The organism is Actinomadura rugatobispora, assembly GCF_055379765.1.
This window is the reverse complement of sequence record NZ_AP029191.1, coordinates 7,629,958-7,651,119: the sequence shown is the minus strand read 5'-3', so window position 1 is coordinate 7,651,119 and position 21,162 is coordinate 7,629,958. Positions and strand designations below refer to the sequence as shown.

The following is a 21,162-nucleotide window of genomic DNA, read 5'->3' as shown; positions in this document are numbered from 1 at the left end:
CCCCGGGTTCACCTGACTTGTTGCGGTGGTCCGCTGCTGCTAATCTCCCAAGCGAGCGCTTGGTCATACGCGAACTCCTGGAAGTCCTGACAGCGGAGCATCACCGGAGGCTCGATGACGTCCCTACGGGTCAGCCTTGGCTACGAACTCGAAGTGCGCGGGCGGTCCCGCGAGGTCGAACGGCGGGCGTTCGAGAACGTCATGGACCAGTGCGTGCTGGCCGACGGGCTCGGCTTCGAGACCGCCTGGTTCGTCGAGCACCACTTCACCCGCGGGTTCTCGCACTCCTCGGCGCCCGATCTGGTCCTGGCCGGCATCTCCCAGCGGACCGAGCGGATCCGCCTGGGGCTGGGCGTGGTGCTGCTGCCGTTCCAGTCGCCCATCCGCACCGCCGAACGCGTGGCCACCCTGGACGTCATCTCCGGGGGCCGCGTGGAGTTCGGCACGGGCCGCGGCGCCTCCCCCCTGGAATACCAGGCCTTCCAGCGCCCCTTCGAGCAGTCCCGCAAGCTGTGGGAGGAGTCGCTGGAGGCGGTGCTCGCCATCTGGAACGCCGACGGGCAGCCGGTCACGCGCTCCAGCGAGTTCTTCGAGGTCCCCGACGTGTCGGTCTACCCGCGTCCGGTGCAGGAGCCGCACCCGCCGGTGTGGGTGGCCTCCACCTCCCTGGACGGCTACCTGGCCGCCGCGAAACAGGGCTACAACCTGCTCGGCATGACCATGCTCAAGGGCCTGAACGAGGTCGCCGACGACATCGCCAAGTACAAGGAGTGCCTGGCCGACAACGGCTTCGACCCCGAGACCCGCCGCATCGCCCTGATGATCCCCTGGCACGTGGCGCCCACCCAGCAGGAGGCCGTCGACACCTCCGCCGACCCCGTCCTGTGGTACCTGCGCCGCCAGATCAACCTGGTCGCCCCGCCCGGCTACACCGACGCCCGCCACGCCACCCACCGCGTCCTGGGACAGCAGGCCGTCGGCATGCCCCCCGAAGAGGCCATGGGCATCCTGCGCGACGAGACCATGGTCGTCATCGACGACGTCGAGGGCTCCCGCAAGGCCCTCGAACGCATCGCGGCGGCCGGCGCCACCGACATCATCATGCAGGCCCAGGTCGGGGGCCTCGCCCACGAGGACGTCTGCAACTCCATGAAGCTCTTCATGCGCGAGGTCGTCCAGGAGGAGGAGGCGAAGTGACTTGGCCCACCCGTAACACCTTCCCGGCCGGCGGCCCGGCGCAGGGCCTCCTTCTGGTGTCCCCCGAGGGCGGGCCGGTCGTCCCGCTGAACGCCGCCGACCGCGCGGCGGCGCTGGAACTGGCGTCCGCGACGCTGACCGCCGCGGGGCTGGGCCGGAACGACCGCGTCGTCGTGGCGCTCAACAACGACGGCGACCTGACCGGAGCCCTCCTCGCCGAAGCCGCCGCCGGCGTCGCCCAGGCGGCCGCGAGCGTCGGCCCGCGCGGTCGCCTGCGCCTGCACACCGCGCTGGAGAGCGTGCGCGCGACGACGCTCGTCACCACCCCGACCGGGGCGATGGACTTCCTGGCGCGGCTCCACCTGGAATTCCTGCTCGACCCGCTGGACCTCGAACTGCGGCACATCCTCCTGGTGGGAGAGGTGCCCTCCCCCAACACCCACCGGCAGCTCGCGGCCGAATTCGAGGCGTCGGTACGGGAGCTGTACGCCGACCCCTACTCCGGCACGCCGATCGCCCAACGCGACCCCGCCAGGGAACCCGTCCTCTCCCCCGTGCGGGAAGGGCTGCTCGGGCTGGCCCCCCTGGACAAGGACGTGCTCCTGGACGCCCCCTACAGCGAGGGCCTCGCCGAGCTCGTCATCACCCCCGCCTGGCACTCCTCCCTCGGGGACGCGACGCTGCGCACCGGCCAGGCCGTACGCCTCGAAGGCGGCGAAGCAGGAGTGCCCGCCCCCGCCCACACCGTGGGCGAGCACGTGCTCGTGCGGGGCCGCTGGCTGCCGGTCCCCAAGGTGGCGGCGGCGCTCAGCCGCATCGACGGCGTCAGCCACTGGGACCTGCGCGTCAGCCGGGAGGGCACGCTCGACGCCGCCGCGCTGCACGTCACGTTCAACCGGGACACCCTCGTGAAGAACCCGATGTGGAAGTCGCGGATCGCGCAGGCCCTCTACGCGCTCACGCCGGTCTCCGTCGACGTCGTCATCGAGGAGGCGGTCTCCGAGGAGCGCCGCCCCGGCACGGTCACCGACCTGCGCGGCCACCACCTCGGCCGGGACCGTTCACAACCGTCCTAGCCCGTCTCAGGCAGTCGTCGTTCGTCGCCGCTCCGAGGAGGCGCGATGGAAGTGCAGCCCGTACCCGACTGGCGGACGATCCCGCGCATGCTGCGCGACCAGGCGGCCCGGCACGGGGACACGGAGGTCGTCGTCTCCGGCGACACCACGCTGACCCTCGCCGCGCTCGCCCGGCGGGCGGGCGAGGTGGCGCGCGCGCTGATCGCCCTGGGCGTGGAGCCCGGCGACCGCGTCGCGGTGTGGGCGCCCAACACCCCGGACTGGGTCGTCGCCGCCTACGGCGTCTGGGACGCCGGGGCGATCATCACGCCGCTGTCCACGCGCTTCAAGGGCATCGAGGCGGCCGGGCTGCTGCGGAAGGTCGGCGCCAAGGTCCTGCTGGTCGCCGAAGGGTTCATGGGCACGTCCTACCTCGACATGCTCGCCGGGGAGCGCGACTCCCTGCCCGATCTCCGGCATGTCGTCGTCCTCGGCGGACCCGCCGCCGGGCAGGACGGCGCGATCGGCTGGGACGAGTTCCTCGCGGAGGGCGCGGGCGTCTCCGCGGAGGCGGCCGAGGAGCGCGCGGCGGCCGTCGGCCCCGACGACCTCGCCGAGATCATGTCGACCTCCGGCACCACCGGAACGCCCAAGGGCGTCATGCTGCACCACGAGCAGCTCCTGCGCGGCTACTGGGACTGGGCCGAGCTGGTCACGCTGCGCGAGGGCGACCGCTACCCCGTCATCGCGCCGTTCTCGCACGGCTTCGGGATCAACGCGGGGCTGCTGGCGTGCGTGCTGCGCCGCGCCACCATGATGCCGATCGCGCTGTTCGCGCCGGACGAGCTGATGGGCCTGATCGAGGAGCACCGGGTCAGCGTGCTGGCCGGGGCGCCCCCGATGTTCTTCAAGATCCTGGACGAGCTGGACGGGCCCGCGCCGCGCGAGGTCTCCTCGCTGCGGGTGGCGATCTGCGGGGCCGCCGCGGTGCCGCCCGAGCTGATCCGCCGGCTGGACGACCGGGTCGGCCTGGACCGCATGATCAACGCGTACGGGCTGATGGAGGGCACCGTGGTGTCGATGACCCGGCCGGAGGACCCGGTCGAGGTGATCGCGGGCTCCACGGGCCGGGCCGTGCCGGGCGTGACGCTGCGGATCGTCGACGACGAGGGCAAGGACCTGCCGCCGGGCGAGCGCGGCGAGATCCTGGTCGGCGGGTACGGCGTCATGCGCGGCTACTGGCGCGACCCGGAGCGGACCGCGGAGGCGGTCGACGCCGACGGCTGGCTGCACACCGGCGACATCGGCACCCTCGACGAGGCGGGCAACCTGGCCATCGTCGACCGCAAGAAGGAGATGTTCATCGTCTCCGGCTTCAACGCCTACCCGGCGGAGATCGAGGGGCTGCTGCTGCGCTGCCCGCTGGTGGCGCAGGCCGCGGTCATCGGCGTCCCGGACGAGCGGCAGGGCGAGACCGGCCGGGCCTACGTCGTACCCGCCCCCGGCGGCGCGGCGACCCCGGACGCGATCATCGCCTGGGCCAGGGACAACATGTCCAACTACAAGGTGCCGCGCCGGGTCGTGCTGGTGGACGCGCTGCCGGTCAACGCCAACGGCAAGATCGACAAGCCCGCCCTGCACGCCCGCGCCGCCGCGGGCGCCGGCTAGCGGCGGGGACGCCAGTTCACCAGGGTCGTCGACTCGTCCACGTCCGCGAACACCGCCTCGACGGGGAGCCCCGGCTCCAGGACGGCCGGCTCCCCGTCGGTGAGGTCGCCGTACATGAGCAGGTCCTCGCCGTCGTCCAGGCGCACCAGCAGCACCGGGAACGGCACCCGGCCGGCCATCGCGGGCATGAAGACCTGGTGGTTGACGATCCAGCTGTAGACGCGGCCCCTGCCGCTCACCGGCACCCACGCCGACTCCCGGCTCCGGCAGCGGTTGCAGATCGCCCGCGGGGGGAAGCGCAGCGTGCCGCACCCCTCGCAGCGCTGCACGGTGAGCTCGTGCCGCCGCACGGCCTCCCACCACGGCGCCGAGTCCCGGTCGGGCTCCGGCCTGGGCAGCCCCTGAACGCTCACGCGTCACTCCTCAGGATCAGGGCGGACGTCCCGGCGAGCACGTAACCGGGCTGGGAGGTCGACAGGGCCACCTCCGCGCCCGGCACCTGCCTGTCACCGGCCGTGCCGCGCAACTGGGACACCGCCTCGGCGACGTGGTTGATGCCGTGCACGTACCCCTCGGACAGGAAGCCGCCGTGGGTGTTGACGGGCAGCTCGCCGTCCAGGGCCAGCGCCCCGGACGCGGCGTAGGGCCCGCCCTCCCCCTTGGCGCAGAACCCGTAGTCCTCCAGCTGGACGAGGACCGAGTAGGTGAAGCAGTCGTACAGCTCGGCGACGTCGATGTCGCCTGGGCCGACCCCCGCCATCGCGTACAGGCGCGGCGCCAGCCTGGCCGCCTCCGTCACGGTGAGGTCCGTCCCGGACGGGACGCTGCCCGCGCCCGAGAAGAAGCTGTCGCCGCCCGCCCACGCGGCGCCGGAGATCAGCACGGGGACGTGCCGCAGATCGCGGGCCCGCTCCCGCGAGGTCACCACGACCGCGCAGGCCCCGTCGGTCTCCAGGCAGCAGTCCAGCAGCCGCAGCGGCTCGGCGATCCACCGCGACGCGAGATGGTCGTCCAGCGTGATCGGGTCGCGCTTGAGCGCGCGCGGGTTCTTCACCGCGTTGGCGCGCTGCCCGACCGCGATGTGCCCGAACTGCTCGGCGGTGGTCCCGTAGGCGTTCATGTGCGCCCGCGCCGCCATCGCGAACTGCTGCGGCGGGGCGAAGTACCCGTACGGCGCCTGGTACTGGACGTCGAAGATGGGCGCCGGGGCGCGGCCCGTGCCGCCCATCCGGAACTCCGAGCGCGCGTTGATCGCCCGGTAGCAGACGACCGTCCGGGCGACGCCGGACGCGACCGCCATCGCCGCCTGCCCGATCACCGAGTGCGAGACGCTGCCGCCGCCGAACTGGTCGAGGTACCAGGTGACCTCCGGGATCCCGAGCGCGGGCGCCACCACCCACGGCGGCGTGGAGTCGCCGACCCGGTGCGTGGCGAGCGCGTCCACGTCGCCCACCTCCAGGCCCGCGTCGTCCAGCGCGGCCAGGACCGCGTCGACCGCGAGGGTGAGCGTGGAGACCCCGGAGTCCTTGCTGAACGGGGTGTACCCGACGCCGGCGATGGCGGTGCCGTCCCGAAAGCCGCCCACGATCCCCTCCAACCGAGCAAGCGCTTGGCCACAAATTAGGGCGGCGCAGCACCCCCTGTCAACGCCGCGAACGCCACCGGCGCCCCTGACAGCGGAGGGGCACTCGGCTTGACACCGCGAACGGCACCCCCCTATCGTCCAAGCAAGCGCTTGGCTAAGAGAAGGGATCGGGCCCGATGGCCGAAGCAGCCACCGCACGCTTGGACGCACCGGCCGGACGACCCCCCGGCCAGGGAACGGAACGCCGCATGCACGGATCCCCCAACGGATCGGCACGGGTGACCGACATCGACTCCGCCCGCTTCCGGTCCGTCCTGGGCCGGTTCGCGACCGGAGTGGTCGCCATCACCGCCCTCGACCCCGCCACCGGACGCCCCACCGGCCTGGCCGCCAACTCCTTCACCTCGGTCTCGCTGGAACCGCCCCTGGTGGCCTTCTGCGTGGCGCACACCAGCACCACCTGGCCCCGGCTCCGCGACGCCGACCGCCTGTGCGTCAACATCCTCGGCGAACCCCAGCTCGAGGTCTGCAAGCAGCTCGCCGTCAAGGGCGGCGACAAGTTCGCCGACATCGAATGGACCGGCTCCCCCGGCGGCAGCCCCGTCATCGAGGGCGCCCTCGCCTGGATCGAGTGCGAGGTCGAGAACGAGTACGTGGCCGGCGACCACGTCATCGTCGTCGCCCGCGTCCACCACCTGGACAAGCACCACGAAGGCGACCCGCTCCTCTTCTACAAGGGAACGTACGGAAGCTTCGCCAGCTGAGCACAACCCCACGACGACCCCGGCTTTTCCACTGTCCGGCCCGGAGCGGAGCGCCAGCGGAGCGGAGGGACGGGCAGGCGGCGGGGAGCGGGTCCGCAGCGAGCCCCCAGGCGAGCGGAGAAGGCGTTCACCGCCGTCCCGGGGGGTGTGGGGGGGCGCCCCCCCACAATGAAAAGAGGCGCTTCACGCCGTCCCGGGGGGCGTGGGGGGTCGTCCCCCCACAATGACACTGTCTTCGGGGGTCTTGAGGCGGGCCAGGACCTGTACCGGGTCGGCCAGGACTTCGGCGAAGGCGAATTCGGCGGCGCCCACCAGGGTCGTGTCATCGCCCAGGGCCGCGGTGCGGAGGCGGACCTTCTCCCTGGGGGCGGCCAGGGCGCCGGTGGCCAGGACGCTGCGGACCTGGGCGGCGGCGCCGAGGTAGATGTCGCGGAGCGTGCCGCCGAAGACGACCAGGCCCGGGTTGAAGATGTTGACGAGGTTGGCGACGCCCCAGCCGAGCCAGGTGCCGACGCGGTGGAGGGCGTCGCGGGCGACGATGTCGCCGCGGTCGGCGGCGTCGACGACCGCGCGGACGGCGTCGCGGCCGACGAGGTCGGGGGACTCCTCGCGGCCCGCGTGGTCGAGGAGGGTGCGCTCGCCGACCTCGGCCTCCAGGCAGCCGCGGGAGCCGCAGGCGCACAGCCGGCCGCCGGGGTTGACCATCATGTGGCCGATCTCGCCGCCGTAGCCCTCGTCGCCGCCGAGCAACCGGCCGCCGACGATGATGCCGCCGCCGACGCCCACGTCGCCGTGCAGGTAGATGAGGTTGTCGCAGCCGACACCGGCGCCGCGCTCGTGCTCGGCGAGGGCGCCGAGATTGGCGTCGTTGCAGACGGAGACGGGGATGCCCAGGCCCAGGCGGCGCGAGAGGGCGTCGCCGAGGGCCGGGTCGCCGACGTCGAGGTTGGGGCCGAACATGATCTGGTGGTCGGCGCGGCGGACCGTGCCGGGGAAGGCGAGGGCGGCTCCGACGCAGACGGCGTCGCGCCCGGCCTTGCGCATCAGGGAGCGCGCCGCGGCGGCGAGGGCGCCCACCACCTCGCCGGGGTCGGACGGGCCGCGGGTGCGGGACGCCTCGCGGCGTTCGAGAATGGTCCCGCCGAGGCCGACCCGCGCCACGCCGAGCCGGTCGACGCCGACGTCGAAGGCCAGCACGTAGACGCGGGTGGACTCGGGGCGCACGACCAGGGAGGGCCGCCCGGCGCGGCGGCCGGGGCGGCGCGGCAGTTCCTCGCGGACCAGCCCGGCCGCGGTGAGGTCGGAGGTGAGCGCCATGATCGTGCTGCGGTTGAGGCCGAGCGACTCGGCCAGCGTCGCGCGGGAGGCGGGGCCGCGCAGATGGACGTAGCGCAGCAGCGTCCCCAGGTTGTGGCGCCGGATCTCCTCTTGTGACGGGCCCGCCTTCATCATGCGGGCGGTCCCGCCGGGGTGTCGGCGTCGCGCGGGAGCCCGAGGTCGCCGCTGCGCCCGGAGGTGATGAGCTCCACCACCTGCGCGTGCGTCACCTCCGAGGTGCTGACCTGGGCGGCCATCCGGCCCAGGTAGAGCGCGGCGATCCGGTCGGACACCGCGAACACGTCGTTCATGTTGTGCGAGATGAGCACGACCGCCAGGCCCTTGTCGGCGAGCCGCCGGACCAGTTCCAGGACCTGCTGGGTCTGGGCGACGCCGAGCGCGGCGGCGGGCTCGTCCAGGACGACCAGGCGGCTGTCCCACAGGACGGCGCGGGCGATCGCGACGGTCTGCCGCTGCCCGCCCGACAGCGCCGACACCCGCTGCCGCACCGAGCGGACGGACCGGACCGACAGGGCGGACAGCGTCGTGACGGCCAGCTCCTCCATCGCGGCCTCGTCCAGCACGGGCCCGCGGCGGCGCTCGCGGCCGAGGAACATGTTCTGGACGATGTCCAGGTTCTCGCAGAGCGCGAGGTCCTGGTGGACGACCTCGATGCCGAGCGCCGCGGCGGCGCGGGGGCTGTCGGGCCGCACCGGCCTGCCGTCCCACAGGTACCGGCCGGAGTCGAAGGAGTGGATGCCGCCGACGCACTTGACGAGCGTGGTCTTGCCCGCGCCGTTGTCGCCGACCAGCGCGGTCACCTCGCCGGCGCGCGCGGTGAAGTCGACGTCGTGCAGGACCTTGACGGGACCGAAGCTCTTGTCGATTCCGCGCAGGTCCAGAACGGGTGTCTCTGACATGCCGAAGGGCTCCCACCGTGCCGCGCCGCGGTCGCGCGGAACGCGGTCCTGCCAGGTGAGCGTAGCAGCAGCGTTCGGCGCCCGGAAAGCGGTGACCTCCGCGCGCGGCGGGCCCTCCGGGCGCCGGTCGCTCATCGTCCCGCCACCGCTCTCCGGCGGCGGGCCAGCGCGTCGATGCTGGCGGCCAGCAGCAGCACCCCGCCGGTGATGAGGAGGTTGGCGTACGCCTTGGCGCCCAGCAGGCCGAGGCCGTTCTCGATGGTGGCCACGACCAGGCCGCCCAGCACCGCGTCCCGGGCCCGGCCGCGCCCGCCGAACAGGCTGGTGCCGCCGATGACGGCGGCGCCGACCGCGTACAGCAGGGTGTTGCCCGCGCCCGCGTCGGGGGTGATGGAGTTCAGCCGGGACGCGGCCACGATGCCGGCGACCGCCGCCAGCGCCGAGCAGATCATGAACACCGACATCCGCAGCCGGGTCACGTTGATGCCCGCCCGGCGGGCCGCCTCGGCGTTGCCGCCGATGGCGTACAGGTGCCGCCCGTAGGCGGTGCGGCCCAGCACGAACGTCGCCACGATCAGCAGCACGCCCACCAGCGGCACGCCCCACGGGATGCCGGCCAGGGTGACCAGCGGGCTGGGCGCGCGGTCCAGGCTGAGCAGGTAGGTCCCGAACAGCAGCGCCGCCGCGACCACCGCGACCTGGGCGATGACCAGTTGGACGGGCTTGGAGGCCAGCCCGCGGTCGTGCTGCCGCTTCCACCGCCACAGCTGGAGCGCCCCGTACACGGCGGCGCACGTCACGGCGAGCGTCCAGCCGAGCCAGACCGGCATGTTCTTGTTGGCCAGCGCCACGATCACGTCGTCGCGGACCGGGACGGTGCCGCCCTCGCCGATCAGCCGCAGCGTGATGCCCTGCAGCCCGAGGAACAGCGCCAGCGTCACCACGAACGAGGGGATCCGCACCACCGCGACCAGCCAGCCGATCGCGGTCCCGATGATGATCCCGGTGGCGACGGCCGACAGCACCGCCACGTACCAGGGCTGGCCGGCGTCGACCATCAGGTTGGCCATCACGGCGCCGCAGACGCCGCTGGCCACCCCGGCCGACAGGTCGATCTCGCCGAGCAGCAGCACGAACACCAGGCCCATCGCCAGGATCGTCACCGGCAGGGCCTGGGTGAACAGGTTGGCGATGTTGCGCTCGCTGAGGAAGGTCTCCGGGCGCAGCGCGGTGAACAGCACGACCAGGCCGGCCAGGCCGAGGATCGCCGGCAGCGCGCCCAGGTCGCCCGAGCGGACCCGGGCCCAGTAGTCGCGCAGCGCCGAGGGCACGTCGTGCACGCGCCGGTCGGCGGCGAAGTCCGCTTCCGCGAGCTTCACGGCGGCCCCTGCCGCCTGCTTGTCGATGGACATCGAGGCCCCTTCAGATGCTCTCGGCGGCGGTCGCCGGCGCGAGGCCGAGATCGCCGGTACGGCCGGCGGTGATGAGCTCCACGACCTGCCCGGTGGTGACGTCGGCGCGGGGCACGTCCGCCGCCACCCGGCCGAGGTAGAGCGCGGTGATGCGGTCGGACACCTCGAACACGTCGTTCATGTTGTGCGAGATGAGTACCACCGCGTGACCGGTGTCGGCCAGCCGGCGGACCAGGTCGAGCACCTGCCGGGTCTGGGCGACGCCGAGCGCGGCGGTGGGCTCGTCCAGGATCACCACCTTGGAGTCCCACAGCGCGGCCTTGGCGATCGCGACGGTCTGCCGCTGCCCGCCCGACAGGCTGGCCACCTGCTGCCGCACCGACTTCACGGTGCGCACCGACAGCCGGGCCAGGGTCTCGCGGGCCGCCTGCTCCATCGCGTCCTCGTCCAGGACGATGCCGCGGCGGCGCTCGCGGCCGAGGAACATGTTCTGCACGATGTCCAGGTTGTCGGCCAGCGCGAGATCCTGGTAGACCACCTCGACGCCCAGCGCGGAGGCGTCGCGGGGCCCGGAGATCTCCACCGGACGGCCCTCGAACTCGATCGTGCCCGAGTCGATCGGATGGATCCCGGCGATGCACTTGACGAGGGTGGACTTGCCCGCCCCGTTGTCGCCGACCAGGGCCATCACCTCGCCGCGCCGCACCGCGAAGTCCACGTCGTGCAGCACGTGGACGGCGCCGAAGCTCTTGTTGAGCCCGGTCAGCCGCAGGACGGGCGCCCCGCGGCCGGGGTCGCCGCCCGCGGGGACATCGTCCGCCGCCGTGGTGTCCACGGGGGTGTCGCCGACGGGTTCACCGTTGTCTGACACGTGTCTCCCTTTCCAGGGGCCGGAGGGCCCCAGGGGTACGCCCGTGGCGGGTCCCGGGCGCCCAGGCGCCCCAGCGGCGGGACCCGCCACGAGGGCTCACTGGATGCCGGCGTCCTGGCACTTGGCGGCGTAGGCGCCGGCGCACAGCTCGTCCTTCTTCACGAAGCCGTCGTCGACGACCCGCTTGATGTTCTCCTTGGAGACCGGGACCGGGTCGAGCAGGACCGAGGGGACGTCGCGCTTGCCCTGCGGGTCGTTCACCGTCCCGGTCGTCTCGGCCTTCTGGCCCTTGAGGACGGCCAGGGCGAGCTTGGCGGCGGCGTCGGCCTCCTGCTTGACCGGCTTGTAGACCGTCATGCACTGGGTGCCGTCCAGGATGTTCTGCAGGCCCTGGAGGGTGGCGTCCTGGCCGGTGACGGGCACCTTGCCGGCCTCGCCGTTCTTCTTCAGGATCGAGATGGCCGAGTTGCCGACGCCGTCGTTGGCGGCCAGCACGCCGTCGATCTTCCCGCCCTGCTGGGTCCACATCTGCTCGAAGATCGTGGCGGCCTTCTGGTTGTCCCAGTCGGGCACGGCCTGCTCGGCGACCTTCTTGTACGTGGTGACCTTGTCCAGCACGCTGTGCGCGCCCTGCGCGAAGAGGGTGGCGTTGTTGTCGGTGGGGGCGCCGTTCAGGTAGGCGATGTTGGCGTTCTTGTCGCCCAGGCACTTCTGCAGGCCCTTGCCGAGCTCCTCGCCGACCTTGGTGTTGTCGAAGGAGACGTAGTAGTCGCCGACGCCGCCGAGGGTGAGCCGGTCGTAGTCGATGGTCTTCACGCCCTGCTGCTGCGCCTTGCGCTGCACCGCCGCGGCCGAGTTGGAGTCGATGCCGTCCACGACCAGCACGGTGACGCCGCCGGTGATCATCTGGTCGGCGATGGTCTGGAACCGCTGGGTGGAGCCCTCGGCGTTCTGGATGTCGTACTGGACGCCCGCGGCCTTGAACGCCTGCTCCAGGTAGGGCCGGTCGAAGCTCTCGTAGCGGACCGAGGACTTGGTGTCGGGCAGGATCACGCCGATCTTGCCCGCCTTGGAGCCTTCGGCGCCGCCGGAGTCGTCCCCGCAGGCGGCGAGGGTGAGCACCGCGGCCGCCGAGAGGGCGGTGAGGCTGAGGATCCCCTTGCGCATGGGCCCGGGTCCTTTCTGGGGGTGGGTGGACGGGCCATCGGTGATCGACCTCACACCGATGAATGTTGTGCCCCGCAACTTATGTCGCGAAGGCCCGATTCGTCGAGAGGTGATTTGTTGTCGGCGGTAACAATCCAGTAACACGCGGGGTGAACAGGGGGTTCTTCCGAGCAGAGGCAGCGTCCGCTCGACGGGGGCGCCGGAGGCGAGTATGTTCGCCGCCTCAACATTCGGTGATCGAGACCCGCGCGGAGCCCGGCGGCCGGGCCGGTGGCGGGGCCGCCGCGGCGCGTCCCGTCCGTCCCGCCGGCCGCGCCGGCGCCTCGGACACGGGTCGCGCGTTCGCGAATGCCCGGACGGCATCCGGGATATGTTGCGCGTAACAGTCGACGGGTCGAGATGGGGGCGGGAATGACGGCGTACGCGGGATCGAGCCCGGAGCTGCCTCGGGACCTGACCCGGCCCGACCTGCCGCTCCCCAAGCCCGGCGAGAGCAGCACCACGGCGCCGCCGCCGCTGCAACCGCCCGTCCCGCCGCCGTCCGCCGCGGGCCAGGCCCCCTCCGCCGCCAGCGGCCGGAACTGGCACCGCTACCACTACCCGATCGGCGCCTTCCTGGTCGCCTACGGGGTGACCGGATTCGCCACCGGGCTGCTCGGCTGGAGCGACCGGCGCGAGGAACTGGCCGGGTACGTCGGCTCGGGGCTCGCCACGCCCGCGCTGGCCGCGGTGAAGCTGATCGAGCTGCTGCTGGTCGCGCTGACCCTGGCCGGTCTCGCCCGCCGGCGGGACGTGTGGTTCCTGCCCGTGCTCACCGGCTGGCTGGCGGGGTTCGCGGTGTTCGCCGTCCTGGACGTCTTCAAGGGCAAGTGGCTGAGCCTCCTGGAACACGCGGTGTTCCTGGGAGGCTTCGGACTGCTGCTGTTCGTGTCGTACGGGCTGAGCGTGAAGGCCCGCGTGGGACGTGCCGCTGCCGCACCTCCGCCGGCGCCCACGGCCACGGCCACGGCCGAGGCGGGCTCGGAGGCGGGCTCGAAGGCCGCCCCCGCGCCCGCCGCCTCCGCCGCCGCTCCGGCGCCCGTCCCGGGGCAGCCGGGCGGGCTGACGCGCACGCAGGAGTTCGCCCTGGCCGCGCTCAACCGCTGGCAGCAGCGCGCCACCTCGTCCCCCGCGCCGCCCTCGGCTCCACAGCCCCCGGCCCCCGTTCCGGCCCCGGCCCCGGCGTCCGCCGACGAGACCGTGCTGGACGCCGAGCTCCCCAAGCCCAAGGCGCCCGAGCCCAAGCCGGAGCCCGCGCCCGCCCCTGAGCCGGAGCCGGAGCCGGAGGCGTCGTTCCAGGCCGACGAGACCGTGCTCGACGCCGAACTCCCCAAGCCCGTACCCCCGCCCCCGGCCCCGGTCGCTCCGGCCAAGCCCACCGTGCCGCAGCGGCTGCCCGAGCCGCCGCCCGCGGCCAAGCCGGGAGAAGGGGAAGGGGAAGGAGCCGCGAAGAGCGACGAGGCGGCCAAGAAGACCGTGCAGACGCCGCTCCCCCGCAAGCGGCGCGACTCGTCGCGGCAGGGCACCGCTCCCCTCCCGCTGCCCAAGGCGCCCGACGCGCAGGACGACCGGGACCAGGACCAGGGCAAGGACGACTAGCGGCCCGCGCGCCCGCTCACGGCACCACGACGATCTTGGCGTGCCGTTCGGGCACCGCCAGTTCCTCGAACGCCCCGGCGACCCCGTCCAGGCCGACCGTGCCGGTGATGATGGAGCCCGCGTCGATCCGGCCGGAGGCGATGTCCTCCAGGGTGGCCCCGTACTCGGCCGGGAGCGCGCCGAAGGTGCCGCGCACGGTCAGCTCCTTGCTCACCGCCACGCCCGGTTCCAGCCGGTCGGTCTGCATGCAGACCCCGACGAGCATGATGGTCGACCCGGCGGGGGCGCCGTCCAGGGCCGCGCCCAGCACCCCCGGGACGCCGACGCACTCGAAGATGACCGCCTCGCGCACCTGGGTGCCGAGCAGCTCGGCGGCGATCCGGTCGGTGATCCCCGTCGGCACGCCGAGGTCGGCCCAGCGGTCGTAAGGGGAGGCCGCCGCCGGGTCGATCAGCTCGTCGGCGCCCAGTCCCTCGGCCAGCGCGCGCCGCTTCGGCGAGAAGTCGACGGCCAGCACGGGGCCGTGCCCGCGGGCTTTGAGCGCCGCGACGACGCCGAGCCCGATCGGCCCCAGGCCGAGGACGACCGCGACGTCCCCGGCGCCGATGCCGCTGCGGCCGACCGCCCGGGTCGCCACCGAGAACGGCTCGGTGATCGCGGCGACGCGGGGGTCGAGCCCGTCCGGGACGGCGAAGGTCAGGCCCTCGTTGAGGATCATGTACTCGCCGTAGCCGCCGGGGAACATCGGGGCGTACCCGATGATCCCGGCGCCCTGCGGCCCGAACCCGATCGGCGGCCCGCACACCACGGTTCCGGCGGGCAGGGTGCGCTGCGTGCCGGGGCCGTGGTCGACGATCTCCCCGGCGAACTCGTGGCCGAACACCAGGCCGTCGCGGGGGTCGTAGGGGGTGCCGCCGGAGCGGCGGGTGGTGTCCATGAACGCCTCGGGGTCCTGGAGGGCGTGCAGGTCGGAGCCGCAGATGCCGCAGGCCAGCGTCCGTACCAGGAGCTGGCCCTCCTGCGGCACCGGGTCGGCCACCTCGGTGACGACCATGGTGTTGTCCTTGGTGAGCGCGGCGCGCATGCGTGGCCTCCGGGGGTGGGCGGCGAACAACGTCTTCACCCGCACCGAATCATGCCGGGCCCGGCCGCGGTACCCCCGACGCCACCGAATACTGGCACGTTTGTTGTCAAACGCCCCCGCCCACCCGACCGGCTGGGACGATCTTGGCAATACTTGCCCTTGGTGAACGATTCGGCCGCTGTCACCCTTTCCGCACATGAGAGCCCGAAAAATCGCGTGGTCGGTGATGCTGACCGCGTCGCTGGCGGCTCCGGCCGCGTTCGCGGCGACGGCCGCGGCGCAGCCCGCCGCCCCGGCCGGGGCGCCCGGAGCCTGCGACCCCACCCAGACCGAGCCCGTCTACCGCGGCAAGGTCCCCTCCCCCGAGCAGGTCCTCGGCATCGAGCTCGGTGAACGGGCGGTCACCGCCGCCGAGTCCGACCGGTACCTGGAGACGGTCGCCGCCAGGAGCGAGCGCGTCATCTCCGGGACCCTGGCCACCAGCGGCCAGGGCCGTCCCCTCAAGTACGCGATCGCCGGACGGCCCGAGCTGCTGACCAAGGCCGGCCTGGCCAGGGTGCGCACCGAGGCCGGGCTGCTGCGCGACCCGCGCACGCCCGAGGCGCTGGCCAAGAAGATCGCCGAACGCGGCGTGCCGATCCTGTGGGTCGCGGGCAACGTGCACGGCGACGAGCCCAGCGGCACCGACGCGGCCCTGCAGGTGCTGCGCAACCTCGGAGACCGCACCGACTGCGCCGCGACCGGCGTGCTGAACAACGCCCTGGTCGTCGTCCTGCCCACGCAGAACCCGGACGGGCGCGAGGCGGAGACCCGGCAGAACGCCTACGGCTTCGACATGAACCGCGACTGGTTCGCGCGCACCCAGCCCGAGACCGACGGCAAGCTGGCGATGCTCAACCAGTACCCGCCGGTCCTGTTCATCGACGCCCACGAGATGGGCGGCGACTCCTACTTCTTCCCGCCCAACGCCGACCCGATCTACCACGAGACGCCCGAGGAGGCGGTCGGGTGGATCAACGACGTCTACGGCGCGTCGATGATCGCCGAGTTCCGGCGGCAGGGCATCGACTTCTTCAACCGCGACGTCTACGACCTCTTCTACCAGGGGTACGGCGACACGGTCCCGACCACCGCGTTCCACGCCGCCGGGATGACCTTCGAGAAGGGCGGCGACAGCCCGTACCCCGACAGGTTCCGGGAGCAGTACCTCACGCAGTGGGTGTCGCTGTCGGCGGCCGCCGCCAGGCGCTCCACCATCCTGACGCAGTGGCACAAGATGGCCGTCGACGCCTACGCGCAGGGCCGGGCGGGGCAGCTTGAGCCCAACCAGGTCTACAACCCGCCGAACCAGATCGACCGTCCCGTGCCCGACCGCAAGGTGCGGCACTACTTCCTGCGCGCCGACGACAGGGCCAAGGCCGACGAGGTGCGCACCATCGTGCGGCGGCTGCAGCGGATGGGCGTTCAGGTCCAGCGGCTGTCCAAGCCCCTGGCCGTTCCCGACTTCAAGCCCTACGGGCGGCCCGAGGCCAAGACGACGCTCCCGGCGGGCACGTACTGGATCTCCATGGCCCAGGGCCAGAAGCACTGGATCCAGGCCATGCTGAACGAGGACTCCTACACGCCGTTCCCCTACTTCTACGACGTGACGGCGTGGAGCCTTCCGCTGCTGGGCAACGTCGCGGGCGGGTCGTCGGGCGCGGAACTGCGGCCGCGCGCCTCCACCGTCCCGCCGCTGCCCGCCGAGAAGGCCGCGCGCCCCACCGGCAAGGCCCCGAAGATCGGCGTCCTGCAGCTGTCGACGACGTCGTCCTCGGCGCGGCAGTCGGCCGGCTGGCTGCGGCACAAGCTCGACCGCGAGTGGAAGCTGCCGTTCACCCTGCTGAGTCCGGCGGACGTGGCGGCGGGACGGCTCGGCGGGGTCGAGGTGCTGCTGGTGCCCAACGGCCCGGCCGCGACCGCCTACGACCAGCTCGGCGACGGCGGGCGCGCCGCGCTCCAGAAGTGGACGCAGCAGGGCGGCCGGTACGTCGGCTGGCAGGGCGGCACGCAGCTGGCCGCGCGCCTCGGCCTGACCACCGCCCAGCTCAGCGAGCCGTCCTCCGACGTCCCCGGCACGCTGTTCCGGGTCGCGGTGGACGGCGGCAGCCCGCTGGCCCGGAACGTCGGCGCCAGGGCCTGGCAGTTCTACTCCTACGACCTGGTCATGCGGCAGTCCGACCCGGCCAAGGTCGCGGTCTCCTACCCGGCCGTGAACTCGCCCGACTGGTTCGTCTCCGGGTTCGAGCGGGGCGCGTCCGAGCTGGGCGGCACCGCCGCGGTCGTCGACGAGAGGGTCGGGAAGGGCCGTTCGGTGCTGTTCGGCGGTGAGCCCAACTTCCGGGCCTTCACCGACGGGACGGCGCAGCTGCTGGTGAACGCGATCATCGGCCCGGACCCGTCGCCGCGGGTGGCCGGAACCGGCCTGCCCGCCCCGTCCCCGTCCGGCGCCGCCGCCGTGCGGGCCGGGGCGCTGCCCCAGGCCGAGTCGCCCATCCGGGTCTCGGTCAAGGCCGCCGACGCCGCCCGCACGGCCGCGCTGCTCCGTTCGGTCGGCGCGCAGTGGCGCGAGCGCCGCACCGGGGACGCGGTGCAGTACGTCATCGACAACCCGCGGGGCCTCCCGGCGGATCAGCACCCGTTCGCGGGACGCCTGGCGTCCCAGATCCGTAAGTCGGGCATCGACCCGATCGCGGTGACACTGCCCTGACACCGTGGGGGCGCGGCGGGCCGGGAGAGCGTCCCGGCCCGCCGCGGCCCACGTGTCTCAGGCGGTCACGATCCAGCCGATGGCGGTCATCGTGCCGGGCGGCACCTCGGTGAACCCGGCGTCGCGCACCGCCACCGTCGCCTGCTCCACGCAGCGCCGCCACGGGACGTCGCGGGCGATGTGCACCCGCAGCCCGCCCTCGATCCACGCTGCGACCCGCGCCGGGTCCGCCTGCCGCAGCAGGAGCTGGGCGGCGTGCCCGGACTGGGCCGCGGCTTTGCCCGTCGTCATCGGCACGTCCGGGTTGAGGGCGATCGCCGCGTACGGGGGCTCCGGCGGCGGCTTGGGCTCCTCGTCGTCGGCCAGGTCGAGCCCGGCGACCTGGAGCTTGGCCAGTTCCGGCGGCACCTCGGTCACCGGGCCCGGCACGAACGCGCGCACCTCGGCGCCGTCCTCGTCCACCGTGACGCCGGGCAGGGCCTGCGCCTCGGGCCACCGCACGCCCCGCGCCCGCCGCGTCACCTTCCGGATCCGGTGCGACTCCCAGTGGTGGACGCGCTCGTGCCACTCCCCCTCCGGATCGGCCGCGCGGGGGTCGGTGAGCAGTCTCACGACCGCCGTCGCGGCGGCCGCGCACACCGCGGAGTGCGCGGGCGGCGCGGCCTTCTCGGACCGTGCCACCAGCTGCATCGCCCACGGGGGATCGTCGGGGGAGTCGTCGGATACGCGCACGGCAGGAGTATTCCACCGCGCATCGGCGGGATTCACGGTGACTTCCCGCCGACCGATCTGGGTACGGCAACTCCTAGCGTTTCCCGATCGTTCAACGTGGTGCGCATCGAGCCGGAGGAGGCCGACGGGACACGACGGACTGACACGACGGGACGGGACGGAACCCGACGGGAGAGGTCGGGGCGCTGGCCTGATCGGAGGTCGCCGGTGACCAGTGGTGCCTGGAGCAACTCCATCCCGGGCATCGGGACGTACTTCGTGGGGATCGACGTCGCCCCGGGCCGCTACCGCTGCGAGGACGGCAAGGGCGGCTGGTGGGTGCGCTTCACCGGCCCGGGCGGGGGCGACCCGGTCGGGTCGTGGCCGCTGCCCGCCGGGCCGACCGAGATCGAGATCGCGCCCACCGACTTCGCGTTCGAGACCCATGTCGGCACGTACTGGCACCGGATCGGGTCCGCGGACGCCGGCGACGGCGTGTCGGGGGCGCGCGAGCTGCGCCCGGTGGCCGATCCGGCCCTGCGCGCCGAACTGGACACCATCGTGGCGCGGCGCCGCCCGCTGGTGTGGCTGGCGCCGCTGACCGTGCTCGGCATCGGCGTGCTGGGCGCGCCGCTGCTGGGGTCGCTGTGGCTGCTGGGGATGGCGATGATGGCGGTGCTGGTCGCGATCGGCTCGCCGTCGGTGTCGCTGGACCTGCAGCGCGCCCGCGAGCTGTCCCGGCGCCGCGACCGCTACCTCACCCCGCAGGACTTCGACGACGACGGCCGCGCGCTGCTGGCCCGCGTGCAGGCGGCGGTCGACACCGTGCGCGACTCGCGGGTCAACCGGGAGGGCCTGCTCGACACGGTCGACAACGCCGTCACGCTGCCCCGCCAGGAGTGGGAGATCGCGCAGGTGCTGGCCCGCCAGTCCGGCCTGCGCGCCGAGCAGCGCGCGGCCGCCTCGCCCGCGCTCCCGGAGGTGGAGGCGGCGCTGCGGCCGTTCCGGGAGAAGCTCGACCTCTCGGTGCGGGCGGTCACGCGCCGGGTCGAGGCCCTGGAGCGGTACGCCGAGCGGGTGCGGGCGGCGGACGAGGCCCTGGTCGCCCAGCGCCGGCTGGAGGCGCTGTCGGCCCGCGCGCAGGAGTACGACGACCTGCTCGCCGACACCGTCCGCGACGATCTGGCGCTTCCGGCGATCGAACGGCTCACCGAGCAGAGCGACGCGCTGGTCCGGAGCCTGCGCGACCGCCTGGCGGAGGCCGCCGAGGCCGGCGGCGAGGCCGGAGTCGAACTCCCGCCCAGCACGCCCCCACCGCCACCCGGCACTCCCCCGGGGCCGCCCGGCGCTCCGCCGCCTCCGCCGGACGCGCCTCCGCCGTCCGGCGAGCGGCGGCCGTGACCGCGGCGGGCGCGCCGGTTCCCCGGATTTACACCAAGCGCTTGCTACCCGTCGTAACCTGGTGTTGACACGCAACCTGAGCAAGCGGTTGTGCGTGCACGGCATAATGAGAGGGTGACGACCACGAGCACCAATTCCGGAGGACCCAAAGCCCGTACCGGCGGTGAGGGGGGTGCCCGGCGCCGCGGCAAGGGCTCGCCCGGCCTGGCCTCGGAGCGACGGGAGCACCTGGTCAGGCTCGCGGCCGAACTCTTCGCCGAGAAGGGGTTCCAAGCCACCACGGTCCGCAACATCGCCGACGAGGCGGGGATCCTGTCCGGCAGCCTCTACCACCACTTCGACTCCAAGGAGTCGATCGTCGACGAGATCCTCTCCGGCTTCTTCGAGGAGATCATGTCGGCGTACCGCGCGGTCATCGACGAGGGCAAGGAGCCCCGGGAGACCATCGCGGGCCTGGTCCGCATCGCCTTCGGCACGCTGGAGCCGCACCGCGCGGCGATCACGGTGATGCAGAACGACTGGAACTACCTCAAGGACATGGAGCGCTTCGCCTACCTCACCAGGGCCGAGGACGAGGTGGAGAAGATGTGGGTGAGCACCATCAAGGCCGGTCAGGAGCAGGACGTGTTCCGCCCCGACATCGATCCCAAGCTCACCTACCGGATGATCCGCGACACCGTCTGGGTGGCGGTGCGCTGGTTCAAGCCCGGCGGCCGGCTCAACCCCCAGGGCCTGGCCGAGCACTATCTCAAGGTCATGTTCGACGGGATCAACACGCACTGACGGGCGCGGGGCATGGAGGCCGCCTTCCTCGGCACCGGGGACGCGTCCGGCAACAGCGGCCGCTGCGACCACACCGGCGGCGCGCTGCGGGCGGTGTCCGACACTGGCCGGACGCGCGCCCGGACGCGCATCCGGACGCCGGATCGCTCCGGCGACACCGTCCGGGCCGGCACTCTCATGGAGCGTTCCCGCGGCGCCGACCTGCTCGTGCGCGAGGACCGCTTCCAACGACCGCGAGGTGCCGTACCGCCTGAGCCACCGCCCCCTGGCGGCCGGGGCGCACCGGCCGCGCCGCCTCCGGAACGTGCTCACCCCATGACTCCGGCCATGCCCGGACGCGAGAACATCGGGCACGAGCGCGCCCATGGCGGCATGGTGGTAGCGCTGGGACCGCGGCCGCCCGGCACGCGAAGGAAGCCGCGGTGTTTTTCGTCACAATTTGACAAATCGTGGTGATGTTCCGGGCGGACCGGGCGCTGTTACGGGTGAGATGGAGGGGGGAGGCGACATGACGGGGCAACGGGGCACCGCCGGTCACGAGGAACCGACACCGGCGCAGCTGCGGGCGGCCACCGTCCGCAGCCTCCAGGGCCAGTTCCCCGGCGTGCGCGTGTGGTACGGCGAGGCGACCGGGTCATGGTGGGCGATGGTCCCGCTGCGCGACGGACCGCGGCTGATCGAGGCACCGACGCCTCAGGAGATCCGCGACCTGATCCTGAGGGCGCGGTCACTGGGGTGACCGCCGCCGGGCGCGGCGAGCACCAGGGCACGACAAGCCGGAACACGGCCCGCCAGGGCACGGCACATCACGGCACGGCACGTCTCGGGCACCGCACGGGA

Annotated in this window: 18 protein-coding genes; 9 read left to right on the top strand and 9 right to left on the bottom strand. The window is 73.2% G+C overall.

The genetic code is table 11. The features are described from left to right. Positions 1–114 precede the first annotated feature (114 nt). Genes ACZ466_RS34300 through ACZ466_RS34290 form a run of 3 tightly spaced genes read left to right on the top strand, consistent with a single transcriptional unit; the run spans position 115 to position 3,920 of the window. Positions 115–1,197 (top strand): LLM class flavin-dependent oxidoreductase, encoded by a 1,083-nt coding sequence (locus tag ACZ466_RS34300; protein ID WP_378287690.1) that lies wholly within the window; start codon positions 115–117, stop codon positions 1,195–1,197. Beyond that, entirely contained in the window at positions 1,194–2,273 is a 1,080-nt protein-coding gene (locus ACZ466_RS34295; protein WP_378287689.1) for a phenylacetate--CoA ligase family protein, read from the top strand. The genes ACZ466_RS34300 and ACZ466_RS34295 overlap by 4 nt, the downstream gene beginning before the upstream one ends. 45 nt (positions 2,274–2,318) lie before the next feature. Further along, complete coding sequence (locus tag ACZ466_RS34290) at positions 2,319–3,920, top strand: AMP-binding protein (RefSeq protein ID WP_378287688.1); 1,602 nt, start codon at positions 2,319–2,321, stop codon at positions 3,918–3,920. On the opposite strand, the gene ACZ466_RS34285 is transcribed toward ACZ466_RS34290, so the two are convergent. Both ACZ466_RS34285 and ACZ466_RS34280 read right to left on the bottom strand, forming a co-directional pair. Beyond that, positions 3,917–4,333 (bottom strand): Zn-ribbon domain-containing OB-fold protein, encoded by a 417-nt coding sequence (locus tag ACZ466_RS34285; RefSeq protein WP_378287687.1) that lies wholly within the window; start codon positions 4,331–4,333, stop codon positions 3,917–3,919. The two genes, ACZ466_RS34290 and ACZ466_RS34285, sit on opposite strands and share 4 nt — an antisense overlap. After that, positions 4,330–5,505 carry a thiolase C-terminal domain-containing protein gene (locus ACZ466_RS34280; RefSeq protein ID WP_378287686.1) on the bottom strand — a complete coding sequence of 392 codons (1,176 nt, stop codon included), beginning with the start codon at positions 5,503–5,505 and terminating at the stop codon, positions 4,330–4,332. Before ACZ466_RS34280 ends, ACZ466_RS34285 begins: the two co-directional genes overlap by 4 nt. A gap of 248 nt (positions 5,506–5,753) precedes the next feature. Here ACZ466_RS34280 and ACZ466_RS34275 point away from each other — a divergent pair, with 248 nt between their 5' ends. Next, positions 5,754–6,269 carry a flavin reductase family protein gene (locus ACZ466_RS34275; RefSeq protein WP_378287685.1) on the top strand — a complete coding sequence of 172 codons (516 nt, stop codon included), beginning with the start codon at positions 5,754–5,756 and terminating at the stop codon, positions 6,267–6,269. 183 nt (positions 6,270–6,452) lie between these two features. Here the strand turns inward: ACZ466_RS34275 and ACZ466_RS34270 are convergent, their stop codons facing one another. The 5 genes from ACZ466_RS34270 to ACZ466_RS34250 all read right to left on the bottom strand — a co-directional run bounded on the left by ACZ466_RS34270 (position 6,453) and on the right by ACZ466_RS34250 (position 11,956). Beyond that, on the bottom strand, positions 6,453–7,718 hold the full coding sequence (locus tag ACZ466_RS34270; protein ID WP_378287698.1) for an ROK family protein: 1,266 nt from the start codon (positions 7,716–7,718) through the stop codon (positions 6,453–6,455). After that, the gene (locus ACZ466_RS34265) at positions 7,718–8,506 is read right to left on the bottom strand and encodes an ATP-binding cassette domain-containing protein (protein WP_378287684.1); all 789 of its coding nucleotides are present in this window, start codon (positions 8,504–8,506) and stop codon (positions 7,718–7,720) included. The genes ACZ466_RS34270 and ACZ466_RS34265 overlap by 1 nt, the downstream gene beginning before the upstream one ends. A 131-nt stretch (positions 8,507–8,637) precedes the next feature. Continuing rightward, positions 8,638–9,918 carry a sugar ABC transporter permease gene (locus tag ACZ466_RS34260; RefSeq protein WP_378287683.1) on the bottom strand — a complete coding sequence of 427 codons (1,281 nt, stop codon included), beginning with the start codon at positions 9,916–9,918 and terminating at the stop codon, positions 8,638–8,640. 10 nt (positions 9,919–9,928) lie between these two features. Beyond that, positions 9,929–10,684 (bottom strand): ATP-binding cassette domain-containing protein, encoded by a 756-nt coding sequence (locus ACZ466_RS34255; RefSeq protein WP_378287697.1) that lies wholly within the window; start codon positions 10,682–10,684, stop codon positions 9,929–9,931. A gap of 201 nt (positions 10,685–10,885) precedes the next feature. Further along, on the bottom strand, positions 10,886–11,956 hold the full coding sequence (locus ACZ466_RS34250) for a sugar ABC transporter substrate-binding protein (protein WP_378287682.1): 1,071 nt from the start codon (positions 11,954–11,956) through the stop codon (positions 10,886–10,888). Positions 11,957–12,367: 411 nt separating this feature from the next. On the opposite strand from ACZ466_RS34250, the gene ACZ466_RS34245 reads away from it, so the two are divergent. Continuing rightward, positions 12,368–13,594: a hypothetical protein gene (locus ACZ466_RS34245; protein WP_378287681.1), complete on the top strand. Its 1,227-nt coding sequence runs from the start codon at positions 12,368–12,370 to the stop codon at positions 13,592–13,594. A 16-nt stretch (positions 13,595–13,610) separates the two neighbouring features. Here ACZ466_RS34245 and ACZ466_RS34240 read toward each other — a convergent pair whose 3' ends face one another. Beyond that, a complete protein-coding gene (locus tag ACZ466_RS34240; protein ID WP_378287680.1) occupies positions 13,611–14,678 on the bottom strand; it encodes a zinc-binding dehydrogenase in 1,068 nt (355 codons plus the stop codon). A gap of 196 nt (positions 14,679–14,874) precedes the next feature. Here ACZ466_RS34240 and ACZ466_RS34235 point away from each other — a divergent pair, with 196 nt between their 5' ends. Continuing rightward, positions 14,875–17,427 (top strand): M14 family zinc carboxypeptidase, encoded by a 2,553-nt coding sequence (locus ACZ466_RS34235; protein ID WP_378287679.1) that lies wholly within the window; start codon positions 14,875–14,877, stop codon positions 17,425–17,427. A gap of 57 nt (positions 17,428–17,484) precedes the next feature. On the opposite strand, the gene ACZ466_RS34230 is transcribed toward ACZ466_RS34235, so the two are convergent. Then, positions 17,485–18,159: a hypothetical protein gene (locus tag ACZ466_RS34230; RefSeq protein WP_464041790.1), complete on the bottom strand. Its 675-nt coding sequence runs from the start codon at positions 18,157–18,159 to the stop codon at positions 17,485–17,487. 207 nt (positions 18,160–18,366) lie between these two features. Here ACZ466_RS34230 and ACZ466_RS34225 point away from each other — a divergent pair, with 207 nt between their 5' ends. The 3 genes from ACZ466_RS34225 (at position 18,367) to ACZ466_RS34215 (ending at position 21,061) form a co-directional block, all read left to right on the top strand. Then, a complete protein-coding gene (locus tag ACZ466_RS34225) occupies positions 18,367–19,539 on the top strand; it encodes a hypothetical protein (RefSeq protein ID WP_378287677.1) in 1,173 nt (390 codons plus the stop codon). A gap of 114 nt (positions 19,540–19,653) precedes the next feature. Next, the gene (locus ACZ466_RS34220; protein WP_378287676.1) at positions 19,654–20,322 is read left to right on the top strand and encodes a TetR/AcrR family transcriptional regulator; all 669 of its coding nucleotides are present in this window, start codon (positions 19,654–19,656) and stop codon (positions 20,320–20,322) included. A gap of 508 nt (positions 20,323–20,830) precedes the next feature. Further along, entirely contained in the window at positions 20,831–21,061 is a 231-nt protein-coding gene (locus tag ACZ466_RS34215; RefSeq protein ID WP_378287675.1) for a hypothetical protein, read from the top strand. The last annotated feature ends 101 nt before the right edge of the window (positions 21,062–21,162 follow it).